The organism is Gammaproteobacteria bacterium, assembly GCA_035546635.1.
Taxonomy (GTDB): Bacteria; Pseudomonadota; Gammaproteobacteria; order JAURND01; family JAURND01; genus DASZWJ01.
This window is the reverse complement of the sequence record DASZWJ010000034.1, coordinates 166,203-181,437: the sequence shown is the minus strand read 5'-3', so window position 1 is coordinate 181,437 and position 15,235 is coordinate 166,203. Positions and strand designations below refer to the sequence as shown.

Annotated in this window: 12 protein-coding genes and 1 pseudogene; 2 read left to right on the top strand and 11 right to left on the bottom strand. The window is 43.4% G+C overall.

What is annotated here, in order from left to right; all coding sequences use genetic code 11:
- From hflC to hfq, 4 genes are all read right to left on the bottom strand, one after another.
- Entirely contained in the window at positions 1-927 is a 927-nt protein-coding gene (gene hflC / locus VHE99_10115; GenBank protein HVV69365.1) for a protease modulator HflC, read from the bottom strand.
- Positions 927-2,117: an FtsH protease activity modulator HflK gene (gene hflK, locus VHE99_10110; protein ID HVV69364.1), complete on the bottom strand. Its 1,191-nt coding sequence runs from the start codon at positions 2,115-2,117 to the stop codon at positions 927-929. The genes hflC and hflK overlap by 1 nt, the downstream gene beginning before the upstream one ends.
- 71 nt (positions 2,118-2,188) lie before the next feature.
- Positions 2,189-3,427, bottom strand: a complete 1,239-nt coding sequence (hflX, locus tag VHE99_10105; protein ID HVV69363.1) for a ribosome rescue GTPase HflX — start codon at positions 3,425-3,427, stop codon at positions 2,189-2,191.
- Between the two features lie 289 nt (positions 3,428-3,716).
- Positions 3,717-3,971, bottom strand: coding sequence for an RNA chaperone Hfq (gene hfq / locus VHE99_10100; protein HVV69362.1), 255 nt, complete (start codon positions 3,969-3,971; stop codon positions 3,717-3,719).
- Positions 3,972-4,472: 501 nt separating this feature from the next.
- Between hfq and VHE99_10095 the strand changes: the two genes are divergently transcribed.
- The gene (locus tag VHE99_10095) at positions 4,473-5,147 is read left to right on the top strand and encodes an HAD family phosphatase (protein ID HVV69361.1); all 675 of its coding nucleotides are present in this window, start codon (positions 4,473-4,475) and stop codon (positions 5,145-5,147) included.
- Between the two features lie 167 nt (positions 5,148-5,314).
- On the opposite strand, the gene VHE99_10090 is transcribed toward VHE99_10095, so the two are convergent.
- The 6 genes and pseudogenes from VHE99_10090 to tsaE all read right to left on the bottom strand — a co-directional run bounded on the left by VHE99_10090 (position 5,315) and on the right by tsaE (position 13,358).
- On the bottom strand, positions 5,315-7,333 hold the full coding sequence (locus VHE99_10090; protein ID HVV69360.1) for a hypothetical protein: 2,019 nt from the start codon (positions 7,331-7,333) through the stop codon (positions 5,315-5,317).
- Positions 7,334-7,373: 40 nt separating this feature from the next.
- A complete protein-coding gene (miaA, locus tag VHE99_10085) occupies positions 7,374-8,303 on the bottom strand; it encodes a tRNA (adenosine(37)-N6)-dimethylallyltransferase MiaA (GenBank protein HVV69359.1) in 930 nt (309 codons plus the stop codon).
- 305 nt (positions 8,304-8,608) lie between these two features.
- Positions 8,609-10,522, bottom strand: coding sequence for a molecular chaperone HtpG (gene htpG, locus VHE99_10080; protein HVV69358.1), 1,914 nt, complete (start codon positions 10,520-10,522; stop codon positions 8,609-8,611).
- Between the two features lie 302 nt (positions 10,523-10,824).
- Positions 10,825-11,841 carry an RNA polymerase sigma factor RpoS gene (rpoS, locus tag VHE99_10075; GenBank protein HVV69357.1) on the bottom strand — a complete coding sequence of 339 codons (1,017 nt, stop codon included), beginning with the start codon at positions 11,839-11,841 and terminating at the stop codon, positions 10,825-10,827.
- Between the two features lie 139 nt (positions 11,842-11,980).
- Positions 11,981-12,766: pseudogene (locus tag VHE99_10070) on the bottom strand (N-acetylmuramoyl-L-alanine amidase).
- A gap of 67 nt (positions 12,767-12,833) precedes the next feature.
- The gene (gene tsaE / locus VHE99_10065) at positions 12,834-13,358 is read right to left on the bottom strand and encodes a tRNA (adenosine(37)-N6)-threonylcarbamoyltransferase complex ATPase subunit type 1 TsaE (protein ID HVV69356.1); all 525 of its coding nucleotides are present in this window, start codon (positions 13,356-13,358) and stop codon (positions 12,834-12,836) included.
- A gap of 96 nt (positions 13,359-13,454) precedes the next feature.
- Here tsaE and VHE99_10060 point away from each other — a divergent pair, with 96 nt between their 5' ends.
- Positions 13,455-14,513 (top strand): FUSC family protein, encoded by a 1,059-nt coding sequence (locus VHE99_10060; protein ID HVV69355.1) that lies wholly within the window; start codon positions 13,455-13,457, stop codon positions 14,511-14,513.
- A gap of 25 nt (positions 14,514-14,538) precedes the next feature.
- Here the strand turns inward: VHE99_10060 and VHE99_10055 are convergent, their stop codons facing one another.
- Entirely contained in the window at positions 14,539-15,135 is a 597-nt protein-coding gene (locus tag VHE99_10055; protein ID HVV69354.1) for a hypothetical protein, read from the bottom strand.
- Positions 15,136-15,235 lie beyond the last annotated feature (100 nt).

Genomic DNA, 15,235 nt, shown 5'->3' with positions numbered 1-15,235 from the left:
TTAATGTCCGCCTGTTGCTTGACTGGGTTGGCTGCTAACTGCTTTACCCGGCAGATTATTAAAATATTTAAAGAATTCGCTATCAGGCGTCAGAATTAACAAATCTGTCTTATTATTGAAACCAACTTTATACGCTTCAAGACTACGGTAAAATGCATAAAACTCTGGGCTTTTGCTGTAAGCATCAGCATAAATTTGTGATGCTTGTGATACGCCTTGGGCACGAATGTTAGCAGCTGCAACTTGCGCTTGTGCCACTGCAATAGCCGCTTTGGCTTCCGCAGTTGCTTTTATGGCTTCAGCTTTAGCGCGGCCATCGGCACGATATTGGGTCGCATCTTGTTCACGTTTGGTGCGCATATTATTGTAGACTTTTTCACTGACTTCTTTAGGTAAATCTATACTTTTAATGCGGACATCCGCTATCCAAATACCTAAATTTTTTGCAGTGGCATTGGCACTATCTTTCAGTACCGACATCACATTCACCCGTTCACCTGAAACCATTTCTGTCAGTGTACGTTGGCCAAATTCAGTGAGCAGCGCACCATTTACCTGCTGCTGCAATAAAGTTTCAGCACGTAAAGGATCACCGCCTGTACGTTGATAATACAATGGCAAATCCTCTATCCGCCATTTGATGTAATAATCCACCAATACGTATTTTTGATCTTGCGTTAAAATACGTGAAGATTGCACAGTTAACATCTGCAAACGCACATCAAATTTCTGCACTTGATTTAAAAATGGGATCTTAAAATGTAACCCAGGTTTAATCACTTTGGCTTTACCGTCTGCCGTTTGTTCAATTTGTCCCAAACGCAGCAATAGTGCCTGTTGACCTTCACTGACGGTATACATACTGCTATATAAAGCAATCACTATGATGACAGCTACTACTATAAAAAAAGTTTTTAACGTATGCATTAGTTACCTCCCCTAACCGGATAACCACTTCGACCTGTTGCGCTATTTCCACCTGCCGCTGCAATGGCGCTACTCATCTCGGCCAATTGTTGTTGAGTATTATCTTCTGGTGTAGCAGCAGCTGTTGGCGGTGAAGACTGAGAAGTCGTTGCCATAATTTTATCCAAAGGTAGATAAAACATTTGATTACTACCTTTTTGATCTACGAATACCTTGCTTGCCTTGGTTAAAATAGTTTCCATCGCGCTCAAATATAACCGCGCTTCTGTTACAGTCGGATTTTTCTGATATTCAGGTAATAATGCTAAAAAACCCGCTGTGGCTGCTTTGGAGCCAGACACCACTTCCTTCTGGTAGGCATCTGCTTCTTGCATGATACGAGCAATCTGACCATCAGCAACTGCAGCAACTTGCTTGGCATAGGCGTCGGCTTTGTTGATATAAGACTGCTGATCTTCACGCGCTTTGATCACATCGTCAAAAGCATCGGTGACAGGTTCGGGTGGTTTAATAGGTTGCAAAGTGACGTCAGTGACTAAAAGGCCTGAGTGATAACTTTCAACAATCTGCCGCAACTGCGTGGCAACTTGGTCACGTATTTGTTGGCGACCAGTGGTTAACAATTGATCCAGAGTGCTATGCCCCACCACTTGGCGAAGAGCACTGGCGGTGGCTTGTTCTAGGCTGGCATCGGGGTCAACTACGTTGAATAAATAATTTTTAGCGTCGACAATGCGGTAAGGCACCGTGACAGTGACGGAAACTATATTTTCATCCTTGGTTAACATTTCTGAAGTGTAGGTGAAATTGGACACACGCTGCACATTGACCATTTTTTCAGATTCTATAAATCGTGGAATCCAGTGCGGACCCGGACCCACGGTTCTGACATATTCACCAAAACGCAGCACGACTGCCCGATCAGCCGGAGAAACAATATAAATCCCTGATAAACCCCAAACTATCAGCAAGGCTATGATAATCAGGATAGAAAAAAACACCGGCACCCCATTCACGCTTACTGGCGTTCCTGAGCCGCCGGCTGCCCCCCCCTTTTTACCACCAAAAGCAGTCATCAATTTATTTTTAAATTGTCGAAAAACTGCATCTAAATCAGGAGGACCTCCTTGTGGCTTATTCTTATCCCTTCCCCAAGGATCTTTGTTTTGGTCGGACGGATTCCACGGCATACTATTTTTCTCCGGTTTTCTTTTAGACAAAAGCTAAGCTTAGCATTGTAAACTGGCAAGGGGCAACTCAATCACCCCCTCATCAACTTCTCATACTCATCTCGAGGCAACTTTATTAACAGCATATAACCTCCATCCTCCTCCAGCCGTTCACTCACCACTGCACCCAGTTTATACAAAGCAGCACGCAACTTACCTTGTGCTGCAGTTAAATGAATTTCTTCATTCACCCAGTCATTGCATAATAATTCACCCAATGCCTGATGCACTAAAGAAAGACCTGCGCCGGTTTCCGCAGACACCCAAACTCGAAACGGACGACCTTCGGGATCACGGTCAATCCGAGGAGTTTGATCCGGCAATAAATCCAGTTTATTAAATATCTGTAACTGCGGGACTTTTTCAGCACCAATTTGTTTGACCACTTTATCTACCTGCTCTATATACAACTGCCGCTCTGGATTATGCGCATCAATGACGTGCAACAATAAATCCGCCTCCAGAACTTCTTCTAAAGTGGCTCTAAAAGCATCAACTAAGTGATGGGGTAAATCGCGAATAAATCCCACCGTATCCGCTAACACAACGGGACCGATTTCGGGGAAAGCTACACGCCGCAAAGTAGGGTCCAACGTGGCGAATAATTGATTAGCCACATAAACATCTGCCTCGGTTAATTTATTAAACAAGGTAGATTTACCCGCATTAGTGTAACCCACGAGTGATAAGCTGGGTATAGCGGAGCGACGGCGTGATCGACGGCTTAAATCGCGTTGTCTGCGCACTTTTTCTAGGCGCACACTAATCATCTCTATGCGTTTTCTCAGTAAACGCCGGTCAACTTCCAGCTGAGTTTCACCTGGACCACCGCGTAAACCAATACCGCCTTTTTGGCGCTCTAAATGCGTCCAACCACGCACCAATCGCGTAGCTAAATACTGTAAACGCGCCAATTCCACCTGCAGCTTTCCCTCAAAAGTGCGAGCGCGTTGCGCGAATATGTCTAAAATCAATTCCGTTCTATCCAACACCCGACATTGGAATAATTTTTCCAAATTACGTTTTTGCGCTGGGGATAGTACGTGATTGAATAAAACCAATTCCGCGTGAGTGGCTTTGAGTTGTTCGAGAATTTCTTCTGCTTTACCCTTGCCAACAAAGTATTTAGGGTCAGGCGCGTCACGCGCACCGCGAACCAATGCCACAGGTAAAGCCCCTGCAGAAACCGCAAGCTCACGAAACTCGGAGATATACTCTGCTTCATGCACCTGATCGAAATCGACATGTACCAATACAGTTGCTTCTTGCAAAGTAGCCTCAAGTGCTCATGTTTATAGCTGGTTTATTTAGCGGAATCTATGTAGTTCGCAGAAGGGAATCAAGTATTCACCAGGGACATATTCCAAACTCACAGGAAATAGTCAGGTATTTTGAACTATCATAATGATAGGTTGAATACCTGACACTATTTCTTGCAACAATGCATGCTGCAAAAATCCTGTATATAAGCCACGGGTAAGTAACCACTCACCTTCCAAAAAGGGAGTCGTAGACCGCAAGGCCTACGGGGACATAAAGGAGGAGCGCTTGCGAAAACTCTCAGGCAGCCGAGGTTTCAGCGACTTCCTCTTCATTAAACCCTTCAAGCACTACTTTTCGCGCGGGAACTATCGTTGAAATCGCATGCTTGTATACAATCTGGCTGGAGGTGTTTTTCAACAACACCACCGTGGGATCAAAGGCTTCTATTTGCCCTTGTAGTTTAATCCCATTTACCAGATAAATTGAAACTGGTACTTTTTCTTTACACAAAGTCTCCAAAAAAGGATCTTGTAGCAGATGTCCTTTAGTCATTCCTTTCTCCTTGGTCAGGCAGTTCATTATAGATTATAAAGTCCAACAAAGTCGCAAGTGTATCATGTGATTTATGCTGTTGCCCAGTCCTTCGTGGCTTTTTTTTATTAACTTCATGTAAATTATTTGGTATAAAACAAAAGATTTGCGGGAGAAGAAAGGCAGACTTACGTAAAAATCGTTGATGGGTTTTTTTCTTGGAAAGCATTGTCATTCTCGCGCAGGTGCATTGCTGTCCAGTAAAGTACTGTATCCCCTCTCCCGCTTGCGGGAGAGGGGCAGGGGTGAGGGAGTTTGGGTTGGCTTTTGTTGAGCAGAATTACCTGGCAAAAGCCAATCCAAACTCCCTCATCCTTCTCCCGCATAGCGGGAGAAGGGAGAGCGGCGTTTAATATTTATCAGTTCCCTCTTAAGTTGACGCCTATGCCCGCAAGCGGGGAATACTTCGTTAATGCCTAAATGACAGTGTTCCCCAACCGGAAATATGGTAAAATAAATATTATGACCATCAAAAATCTCATTTTCGATTTAGGCGGAGTCATTCTCAATATTGAGAGTGCTTTAACACGCCAAGCATTTACCCGCCTGGGTGTTCCTGATTTAGATATCTTATTCCCACATAATCACGGCATTGAACTGTTTAGCGCCTATGAAACCGGTAAAATTTCTTCAGAGAGTTTTCGCAAACATCTCAAAGCCTTGATGCATATTGATGACTTAAGCGACAGCGATTTCGACACGGCCTGGAACGCCATGCTGCTTGACCTACCTCCTGAAAATCTTGCTTATATTAAACAGCTGTCACAGCATTACCGCACTTTCTTGTTTAGCAATACCAATGAAATACATCTCACTGAAGTGTTGAATATTGCCCAACGTTGTTGTGGTGTTGAATCATTTGCGGATTATTTCGAACGCGAATATTACTCTTTCCGCATGGGGATGAGCAAACCTGATCCCGCTTCATATCTGGAAATTTTGCGGCAAAACCAGCTGTTGGCAGAGGAAACTTTATTTATTGATGATAACGCAGACAATATCGCCGGAGCCAGCTCGGTGGGGATACAGGTATTGCACCTGAAAAACCCTATGAAATTAACCGAAGTTGAATTGATTGCTTGTGACGATTCAGCAACTACAAATGTTCAGTTTTCTGAACCAGAAGTAGCCTGTTAACGCAGCTTTCTGATATGTATAATTATAATGTCCATGGCAATCGCATTGAATTTCCCGCCCTTCGCTAAGCATCATCTTACCGGCATGTTTTACGTCATCCTGAGCCACCCACCCCATAAAAAAGTGGGGCAGGTTACTCAGGGACAACAGCAAAATTAACTCGCCCTTTAAAACTTCAAAGAAGGAGCTGGAGGTAGAGAAGCCTGGATAAGCTTTTGAAGTTCCTCTCTATCCATAGAAAACACATCATTATTGCTTACTAATTTTTGGGAATTAAAATCTACAAATTTACCCCCTTTTGATTCAGCAATTTCTCGGTATTTTTCGAAATCTGCTTTCTCATAAACTTGTATGGTTTTATCGGGGCAACGCACACAAATAGGATCTTTAACTCCCAAAACATAGTCATCTCCATCTCGCCAACCCACATCATCTGCGTTAAATTCATAGCCTTTGAAATCTCCGGTTTCAATTTTTTGTATTCTGGTAATGGAGGGAGTAGAAGCAGCTCTGGCAGCAACATCATTTTCGCGAGCAACCGGTTTTGGCGCCACTCTTTTCTCATCATTAATATTTGGAGAAGCAGAAGCAACAGGGTTAGCGACTTCACCTTCAAGTGCAGTATTAGTGGGCTTTGGCGCTTGAGCTTCTTTCTTCTTGGCAGCAGCAGCTTTCGGCTCATCATAATATTTTGGTTTGACAAAGGCCTCTAGTGTTTCTTTTGTTACTGCAAAAACAGTTTCAGAAGTCACTGGTAGTTCTCGTGTATTCGTACACAGAAAAGTATTTTTACCATTTGCCTTCCGATCCTCAATCATTTTTAAATATTGAGCTTTCTCATGAATGTGTATCTGCTTCAATTCACGATCTACAATACAGATAGGATTCTCAAATTCATCTAACGATATAGGATCCTCTCCCAAAGAGAATTCTTCTGCAAGATCCATACCTTCATAATGAGGTACAGCAAAAGTTTTAAACTCATCGGGAATATTAGCTTTCGGCTCAAGAGAAACTGCATTCGTATCAGCAACAGGTGGATTTGCTGGAGCCGAAGAGGATGCTGACGACTTCACTTCAGCAGTTGTGGTAGATTTCTTTGCATCGGCAAGAGCTTTAGCATGAGCCTTCTCACTGTCTACATATTTTTTAATGCTAGCTTTATCTAGAGGAAATATCTTATCAACCTCCCCTTTATGAGGGTCTACAAAGACACCATTCTTTTTACATTTATCAAATGAAGTCTGATCATAAACACGCAATGTTTTCAACTCAGGTTTGTTTGGAGCGAACGTTACCACACAGACTGGATTCACTATCTCAGTACCCATGAGAATAGGATCATCCCATGCATCATCATTATCCCAGGAAAACGACTTACCGACATCATCTTGAAACTGTGGAAATATCAAACCCTTACCCTGATATTCTTCCAATGGATTTACTTTTGCCTTTGCTTCCGAAGCCCCTCGCTGCCATGTAGAAACCCTATGCTCACTTTTTTCAAACTCATCCTGTTCTGCTCGCTGACGTCTTATCCGATCTTGCTCTAATGAAGCCATATGATCGACAAAACCCGATGAAAAAGTCGTGGATTGCTGCGTCTTACTTTCCGACAGATGCAAGAAGAGATTACGTAACTGAAGCAAAGCTGTAAATAATAGCGCATCCATATCCCAATCCAAATTATGCGGCTTGGGATTCTCGCGATGAAAATAATGAGCTGATGTTATATAATGCAAAAAGCCGCTATCAACACTTTCCCTTGCAGATGCAGCCCGATCTAATTCTTGATATCCTCGGTGATTCACTCCAATAACCAACCGGTCACTCTCAACATGTTTTTTTCTAACAACTGGCTCGGGCTCTACGGGCGTTATACTTCTCAACCAGCCTTGCGCAGAAGGTTCACCCTTTTTTGCTAGATCCGCCAATATTTGGGTACCCTGTTCCTCATGCTCACGCATCATTTGCGCGACTCTGTCCTCTTCGTCATCTTCAACAATTGGGGTTGAGGCTGTTTCAAAGTCTCTAAAGAGAACACAATTGCCCTGTAGCAATTGCGCATTGAGGCGATCTTGTAGTTCTTGATAGGGATCTTGGATAAATAAATAATTGGTTGGTACAGAGAGGGCTACATAATATTCTTCTTCAGTTTTTTTGCTTTCACGCTTGCGTAGTGACATTTGTCTCGCTCCAAAATTATAAAAGTTCTTTTAGATAATTTTAAGACAACGTGACATTCAATAGCTGATCACTCCGGCTTTTCCAAAGCTCGACAAACTTCATCACAGGCGACTTATCTTCACAGGAAATTACTGATAAGTCAGGCCAACTACGCAACCAAGTTAATTGTCTTTTAGCTAATCCGTTTGTGGCAATTATACCATTTTTTTCCATCTCAAGTCTAGGGAGTTCCCCTGCCAGATAAGCCCATACTTGGCGATAGCCCACTGCCCGCATTGAGGGTAAATCAGCATGCAAGCCTTCTTGACGCCTTAGCTCAGCCACTTCCTCAATAAAGCCTGCCTGCAGCATGGCTTTAAACCGCTGTTCAATCCGGGCATGTAACCAGGAGCGGTCTTCCGGTATCAAGCCTATATTAATAAAGTGATAGGCCGGGCTACCTGGCTTAGTTTCAGCGCAAACTTCGCTATAAGGACGTCCGGTCAGCTCCAGCACTTCCAATGCCCGCGCGATGCGTTGGCTGTCATTGGGGCTGATGCGTCGCGCTGCTTCGGGGTCAAATTGTTCTAGATACTGATGCATTTCAGGCCAACCGGATGCCGCTGCCTGTAAGGCCAGGCGTTCACGCACGATTTTGTCGGCTGAAGGTAAATTCGATAACCCCTGCTGCAGAGCGCGGAAGTAAAGCATTGTACCGCCTACTAGCAATGGAATGCGCCCCTGAGCGGTGATTTCAGCAATTTCACGCAATGCATCATTGCAGAATTGCCCAGCTGAGTAAGGTTCTGCCGGATCTAAAATATCCAGCAAACGATGGGGGGCTTTTGCGCGCTCGGCGGGGGTGGGTTTGGCGGTACCAATATCCATGCCACGGTAGACCATAGCGGAATCTACGCTGATGATTTCGCAAGGGAGTTGTTGGGCTAATTCAATCGCTAGAGCGGTTTTACCGCTGGCGGTTGGGCCCATAAGGCAGATAACTGTTGGTAAGGGTGTCATGAAGTAGATGGTAACAAATATGCTGGTTAATTTTCCTTCTCTCTAGGTGGCTTAGCACTGCGGCAGAATCTCACTCACTTTGAAAAGTGAGTCGTAGGCCGTTGGGGAGGCTCACCCACTTTGAAAAAGGGGGTCGTAGGCCGTAAGGCCTGCGGGGGGATTTAAAGAGCCGGTGAGTACTAACACACCATATTGCGCACCCAAAACTCTTTAAATCCCCCCTCAAGCCTTGCGGCCTTCGACCCCCTTTTTCAAAGTGGGTGAAATTCACCTCCCTACTTAGCCTCCACCAACAACGCATTCAAGCGCCTAACAAAATTAGCCGGATCTTCCAGCGCCGAACCTTGTGCCAGTTGCGCTTGCTCAAACAACACCCATGTCCAGTCCGCAAACCGCGCCTCATCCGCTTCATCTTTCATTTTGATAACTAACGGATGATCTGGGTTGATCTCAAAAATAGGCTTGCTGGCTGGGAAATTCTGACCAGCATCGCGCAATAAATTCTGCAGATGGATACTCATATCCTGCTCATCCGCTACTAGACACGCCGGTGAATCCGTCAAACGGTCAGTTAAACGTACCTCTTTCACTTTATCGCTCAACACATTTTTAATCTGCGTAATCACACTGGCCAATTCACCTTCAGCCTGCTTGGTTTTTTCCTTAGCCTCTTTTTCTTCCAAGCCACCTAAATCAAGGTCACCTTTAGCCACTGATTGTAAAGGCTTGCCTTCAAATTCAGTCAAATGCGAAACCAGCCATTCATCCACACGGTCAGATAATAATAATACTTCTATACCTTTTTTGCGGAAAATTTCTAAATGCGGACTATGTTTGGCCGCATTATAGGTTTCTGCCGTCACATAATAAATTTTCTTTTGTTCCTCCGGCATACGACTGACATAATCTGCAAACGACACATTCTGATCAGATGAATCATTATGGGTTGAAGCAAAACGCAGCAAACGCGCAATACGTTCACGATTTGCATAATCCTCACCTGGACCTTCTTTTAACACCTGTCCAAATTGCGACCAGAATTTAGCGTATTTTTCACTATCGTTTTTAGCCAATTCATCTAGCATATCCAACACGCGCTTGATGCTACCTGTGCGTATGCTGTCGATAATATGGCTGCTTTGTAAAATTTCACGCGACACATTCAGCGGCAAATCATTGGAATCGACAATACCGCGCACAAAACGCAGATAACTTGGCAATAACTGCTCCGCGTCATCCATAATAAATACACGATGCACATACAATTTTAAGCCATGCCGACGTTCACGATTCCACATATCGAAGGGGGCACGTCCCGGAATAAATAGCAGACTAATATATTCTAATTTGCCTTCTACGCGGTTATGCGACCACAACAATGGTTCCTCAAAATCGTGGGCAATGTGTTTATAAAGTTCTCGATATTCTTCATCTTTGATTTGTGATTTTGGCAATGTCCAAAGCGCGGTAGCGCGATTGACCACCTCTGTTTCAGGTTCAGTTGTTTCTGTTTTTTTTTCTTCCTCGCCTGTATAAACTTGAGCCTTTTCCATGACAATCGGCAATAAAATATGGTCAGAATATTTAGTGATAATTCCGCGTAAGCGCCAATCATCTAAAAACTCATCTTCATCGGTGCGCAAATGCAAAATGACTTCGGTACCGCGTTCTTGTCGCTCTATATTTTTAATAATATAGTCTCCACCGCCGGTTGATTCCCAATACACACCTTGATCGGGTGTCATGCCTGCGCGGCGGGTTTTTACTATCACTTGGTCAGCCACCACAAAGCCGGAATAAAACCCTACCCCAAATTGTCCTATCAAATTGGAGTCTTTGGCCTGGTCACCGCTTAAACGGCTTAAGAATTCTCGGGTACCGGATTTAGCGATAGTGCCTAAATTTTCTATCACTTCTTCGCGGTTCATGCCAATGCCGTTATCTTTTATCGTGATAGTTCGTTTTTCTTTATCAAAACTGATATGAATTTTTAGTTCTGGATCATTTTCAAACAGTGCTGAATCCCCTAATGCCTCAAAGCGCAGTTTATCGGCGGCATCCGAAGCATTGGAAATCAATTCACGCAGGAAAATTTCTTTATTGCTGTATAAAGCGTGGGTGACTAAATGTAACAGCTGTTTGACTTCGGCCTGAAAACTTAAAGTTTCCTGTTGTTCTGGGGTTGTCATGGGGGATCTACCTCTTGGATGGATTTGTTTTTAGACACTAGTGAGTGTTTTTTAGAACATAGGGACGTTTGGAGAAAATTCAACGGGAGGTATACTGTAACTTCTTTCCTTTGTGGCATAGGCGTCAAGTTAAGCACTGCATCCTCTCCCCTTGTGGGCATAAGCGTCAGGTTAAGCACTGTATCCCCTCTCCCCTTGTGGGAGAGGGAGTTATAGTGCTTTACCTAACACCTATGCCCACAGCAACAGGAAAGTGCTTAATCAAGGCTTCTGTAGCCAAGGAAAGAAAGAAACTCCCAAACCTACACTTCATCACCCCCAAACCCCTGCTCCATCACAATATCATGCAAGCGCTTAATCGCCTCAATCTGAATCTGCCGCACCCGTTCCCGCGTCAAACCCACCGCTTTACCTACCTCTTCAAGTGTGGCTTTTTCATAACCATATAACCCAAACCGCCGCGCTAAAATTTCCTGCTGTTTTGGCAAAAGCTGCTCAAACCAAAGGTGCACATGCTCTTCCATATCTTCATCTTCTAACAGCGTTCCTGGATCGACATTGCGTTCATCAACCAAGGTTTCTGCTAGTGATTTTTCCGTGTCCTTTGCTAAAGGCACATCAATGGACGTAGTATCCTTGCTCAATTCCAACATATAACGGATATCTTCTAAAGGCTTATCCACCTCGGCAGCAATCTCTTCACAGGTAGGCTCATGATCTAAGACCTGCGTTAATTGACGCGCAGCACGCAAATAAGTATTTAATTCTTTGATTTTGTGAATCGGTAGGCGAATCGTACGACGCTGATTCATGATGGCGCGCTCAATGGCTTGGCGTATCCACCAAGTGGCATAGGTAGAAAAACGAAAACCTAAATCAGGATCAAATTTTTCCACCGCATGCATTAATCCTAGATTACCTTCTTCGATCAAATCCAGGAATAACAAACCACGACCCAGATAATGTCGGGCAATTTTTACCACTAGGCGCAAATTGCTTTCTATCATACGCGCACGCGCCTTCATTTCGCCTTTAACTGCCAAATGCGCGACCTTAAGCTCCTCTTCAGGACTCATCAATGGCACATAGCCAATTTCACTCAGATAAATTTGCGTAGGATCTCGCGAATGCGCGCTATGATTAGATCGTTCACGTGCTTTGGGCAGCTCTTCTTCTAGAAGCACCTCTTCTGCAGCTTCCCCGATCTCTAACTCCGCATCCTCGGGTTCTGCTTCTGCCTCTATGGCTTTTAATTCTTCAATATTTTCGGGAACGAAATCTAACTCAGGGCTTCCCTGCCCTTTCTTGGATTTTTTCACAGTTTTTACCTCTATCCTTGTGGTTGAGTTGAGTGAAAATGGTGATAAAAACTACACCATGCCGTTTCGTTATGGTTTGTCATCCTTGACGCCATAAGTAATGACAGACAGTCTTACATTATAACGCATAACACGCTATTTAGACAGCCTGCGGCGGATGGCGCTCAAAATAGGCTTTAACGCCTTTTGCAATGGCGGCGGCAAGTTTCTGTTGGTAGGCCGGATTGACTAGCTGTTTCTCCTGTTGTGGATTCGATAGATACCCTGTTTCTACCAGCAAGGAAGGAATATCCGGCGACTTTAACACCACAAAAGCCGCCTGCTCCACTTGGGTATAATGTAAATCCGTCATTGTACTCAATTGATTCAAAATATTTTGACCCATTTCCAGACTGACTCTAATGGTGTGGGTCTGCGACAAATCCAGCAGTACTGAACGCAGCATCTGATCTTTATTGACAAACACCCCATCGACTAACTCAGACTGATTTTCCTTTTCCGCCAGCCACCTGGCCATTTCACTGGTAGCGCCGCGTTCAGATAGGGCAAACACTGAAGCCCCATTCGCAGTGGTATTTTGAAAAGCTGCATCGGCATGTACTGCGATAAATAAGTCCGCTTTATAACGCCGGGCAATAGCTAATCTTTGCCGCAGTGGAATAAACTCATCACGCGACCTGGTCAAAAATACCCGCGCCCCGGATTGGCGCACCAGCTCCCGAGACAAAATTTTAGAAATAGCCAACACCACGTTTTTTTCTTTATTACCAGCTACGCCGGTAGCGCCTGGGTCTTTTCCACCATGTCCTGGGTCAATCACCACAACCAAAGAACGCATAACAGCTGGCTTAGCTTTGGCCTGCTTTCTCTTGGCTTGACTGGATTTTTCAACCGGCGAGGCATGTACCTTGGTATTCTTGGCAGTGTTACCCCAGGTCAACATAAAAACACTTAGCAGGGCGACTCCCAATAACCAATGGCGATAACCCTTCTTACAATGCCTTTGCTGCATGCCTTAGATGCTCCATAATCTGTTGGCCAAACTTGCTCACCGCTTCTACTTCCAGATTTCGCCCCTCATCAGGCACTGCAATATGCAGCACCAAATCAGGCGCAGGCAACCAGCCTTGTGCAAGCTCCGGCCATTCCACAAGACAAATTGCGCCCTCGCTAAAATAATCATTGAGACCAATAAATTCCAGCTCTTCTTGAGCATTAATGCGGTAAAAGTCGAAATGATACACGCTAACATCCCCTACTTGATAGGATTCTACCAGAGTATAAGTGGGACTTTTAACCCGGCCTAAATAGCCTAAACCCTGCAAAAATCCCCGCACCAGCGTGGTCTTTCCTGCACCTAATTCGCCTTGCAAAAAAATCAAAGCGCCAGCGCCATGGTTAGCCATGGCTTTGGCTAACAATTTACCCATAGCAGTCATGGAAAATTCATCCGGCAGGTATTTTTTCAGGATTTTTGTGGCGAGCATAAGTTGATTATTGGTTAGTTTTTCTAACATTAAAGAAGAAATATTTGCTTTAACTATCAGTTTTTTTGTAGGAAAATATGATTATCTTATTTGGCAACACAATTAAAACTGACATAACAAGCACCCATGCATTTTAATCAAATCAAACAGGAAATCAAATGGAATAGCCTCATACTGGGCATATTATCCCTGGTACCTATATTGATCGGCTATTTGTGGTTTCATGAGCCTTTATTATTTAACGTTGGGCTAGTTACAATTTCCCTTTTTGTTCCCATTGCTCGCAACCATACCGGCCTTTACTTAGCCCTACTACAGTTTGTACTCATATGGCTATGTTTTACCTTACTGTTTTTTACCTTTCAAATACCGTATTTGTTCGCTTTCTTTACTGCCGCCATTGCCTTTGGCGTTATTTATTTTACTCGCTATGACTCTAATTTGCGCAGTTTAGCTAATTTTATTTTTATCCCAGCAGTTTATTTGTCCTGCGAATTACATGAAAGCTTGCAACACACGGCTATCACTCATGTTTACAGACAATTTGTGTTGTTAATGCCGATTGCCTTACTCACTAACATGGTGTTGGTCATCGTAATGCATGCACTGGCTGATTCTAAATTAAGCAATGATCCTTCTGGCCTTGAATTTAAATCATTAACACAGCGCATTTTACACGGTGAAGCCTGGGGAAAAATAGAGGAGAACTGGGTAAAACAAGCGGCAGCGATTTTTTTCGGGATATTAATTGCAGCAAGTATTGTTATTTATAAACCGATTCCCCATGGCGAATGGGTCATATGGTCTACTGCTGCAGTGATTACTGCAGATTTAAGTAGTTCAAAAAAGAAGATACAAGACCGCTTGATTGGTCTTTTCATCGGGGTACCCTTAGGGTTTTTTGTAGGGCAGTTTTTACCTAAAAATATCGTCACTTACTCCATCGCCGTCTTAGCAGTGATGATGTCACTCGTGACTTTTAAAACTTATCGTGTCGCTTTTACTTGTCGGTGTTTTTTTATCGCATTGGCATCTTATCTTGCGACTGCTACGCCACAGATCGCCTTAGAACGCGTAGAAAATGTGATTCTGGGGGGCATTATCGGTATGGCGTCGCTCTATATCGCCGACAATATTGCTGGAAATTTCAGCAAAAGAAAAACCCAACGATCCAAAAAAACTTGAAAGAGGAATGTCTCTACTGAATTGACTATCGGAATTTTTTTGATGGAACTTTTTCATCAATCGGCAGCTTCTGCTTTTTGAAATTCTCAAAATTTTTCTTATGCAGCTCATTTAAAATTTTATTCAATTCTTCTGAAAATTTATCGTAACTCAACTCTGATAACGAAGTAATTTTTGATTTTTCTTCCCAAAAATTACTTCTATATGCCCTACTCATCTTATCAACAAATAACTTACTCGTATGTTTTAGTTCCTGCAACCCTAAATCTTTTAGCAAAGATAATTTATAGTTTAAAAAAATGCTTAGCGTTTCTCGATAGAGTGGTGTTAATTTATTAATAACATTCTCTTTAGACTTAATCAGCTCAGCTGGTATTTCCGGACTTGGATATTCTTCACCTTTTATCTGTTTGATTTCTCCAGGGCTACGATGAATCACCTCCTCTACCCCTTTGAGCAACGCTTCAATTGTTTGCAGAGTGTCACATAGTAATTCGCATTTATTCTCAAATAATACACCAAACAATGGATAATTATCTACGCCAGCGCCAACCCCTCGCTGATAAGAATGTATTCTATAACGTGATATTTCGAGCATATTATCTACTAATTTCTCTAACATAAAAAAACCTCAAAAATCAATATAAAGGAAATTGCAAAGAATAACTTTTCTAAATAGTTCAAACTCTAACACGACATGCTTAAATTAGTATTATGCCCAA

Bases quoted from the DNA above. Each gene is read 5' to 3' on its own strand.
- hflC (HVV69365.1), bottom strand. From the start codon at position 927: ATGCATACGTTAAAAACTTTTTTTATAGTAGTAGCTGTCATCATAGTG.
- hflK (HVV69364.1), bottom strand. From the start codon at position 2,117: ATGCCGTGGAATCCGTCCGACCAAAACAAAGATCCTTGGGGAAGGGAT.
- hfq (HVV69362.1), bottom strand. From the start codon at position 3,971: ATGACTAAAGGACATCTGCTACAAGATCCTTTTTTGGAGACTTTGTGT.
- VHE99_10095 (HVV69361.1), top strand. From the start codon at position 4,473: ATGACCATCAAAAATCTCATTTTCGATTTAGGCGGAGTCATTCTCAAT.
- VHE99_10090 (HVV69360.1), bottom strand. From the start codon at position 7,333: ATGTCACTACGCAAGCGTGAAAGCAAAAAAACTGAAGAAGAATATTAT.
- miaA (HVV69359.1), bottom strand. From the start codon at position 8,303: ATGGGCCCAACCGCCAGCGGTAAAACCGCTCTAGCGATTGAATTAGCC.
- htpG (HVV69358.1), bottom strand. From the start codon at position 10,522: ATGACAACCCCAGAACAACAGGAAACTTTAAGTTTTCAGGCCGAAGTC.
- tsaE (HVV69356.1), bottom strand. From the start codon at position 13,358: ATGTTAGAAAAACTAACCAATAATCAACTTATGCTCGCCACAAAAATC.
- VHE99_10060 (HVV69355.1), top strand. From the start codon at position 13,455: ATGCATTTTAATCAAATCAAACAGGAAATCAAATGGAATAGCCTCATA.
- VHE99_10055 (HVV69354.1), bottom strand. From the start codon at position 15,135: ATGTTAGAGAAATTAGTAGATAATATGCTCGAAATATCACGTTATAGA.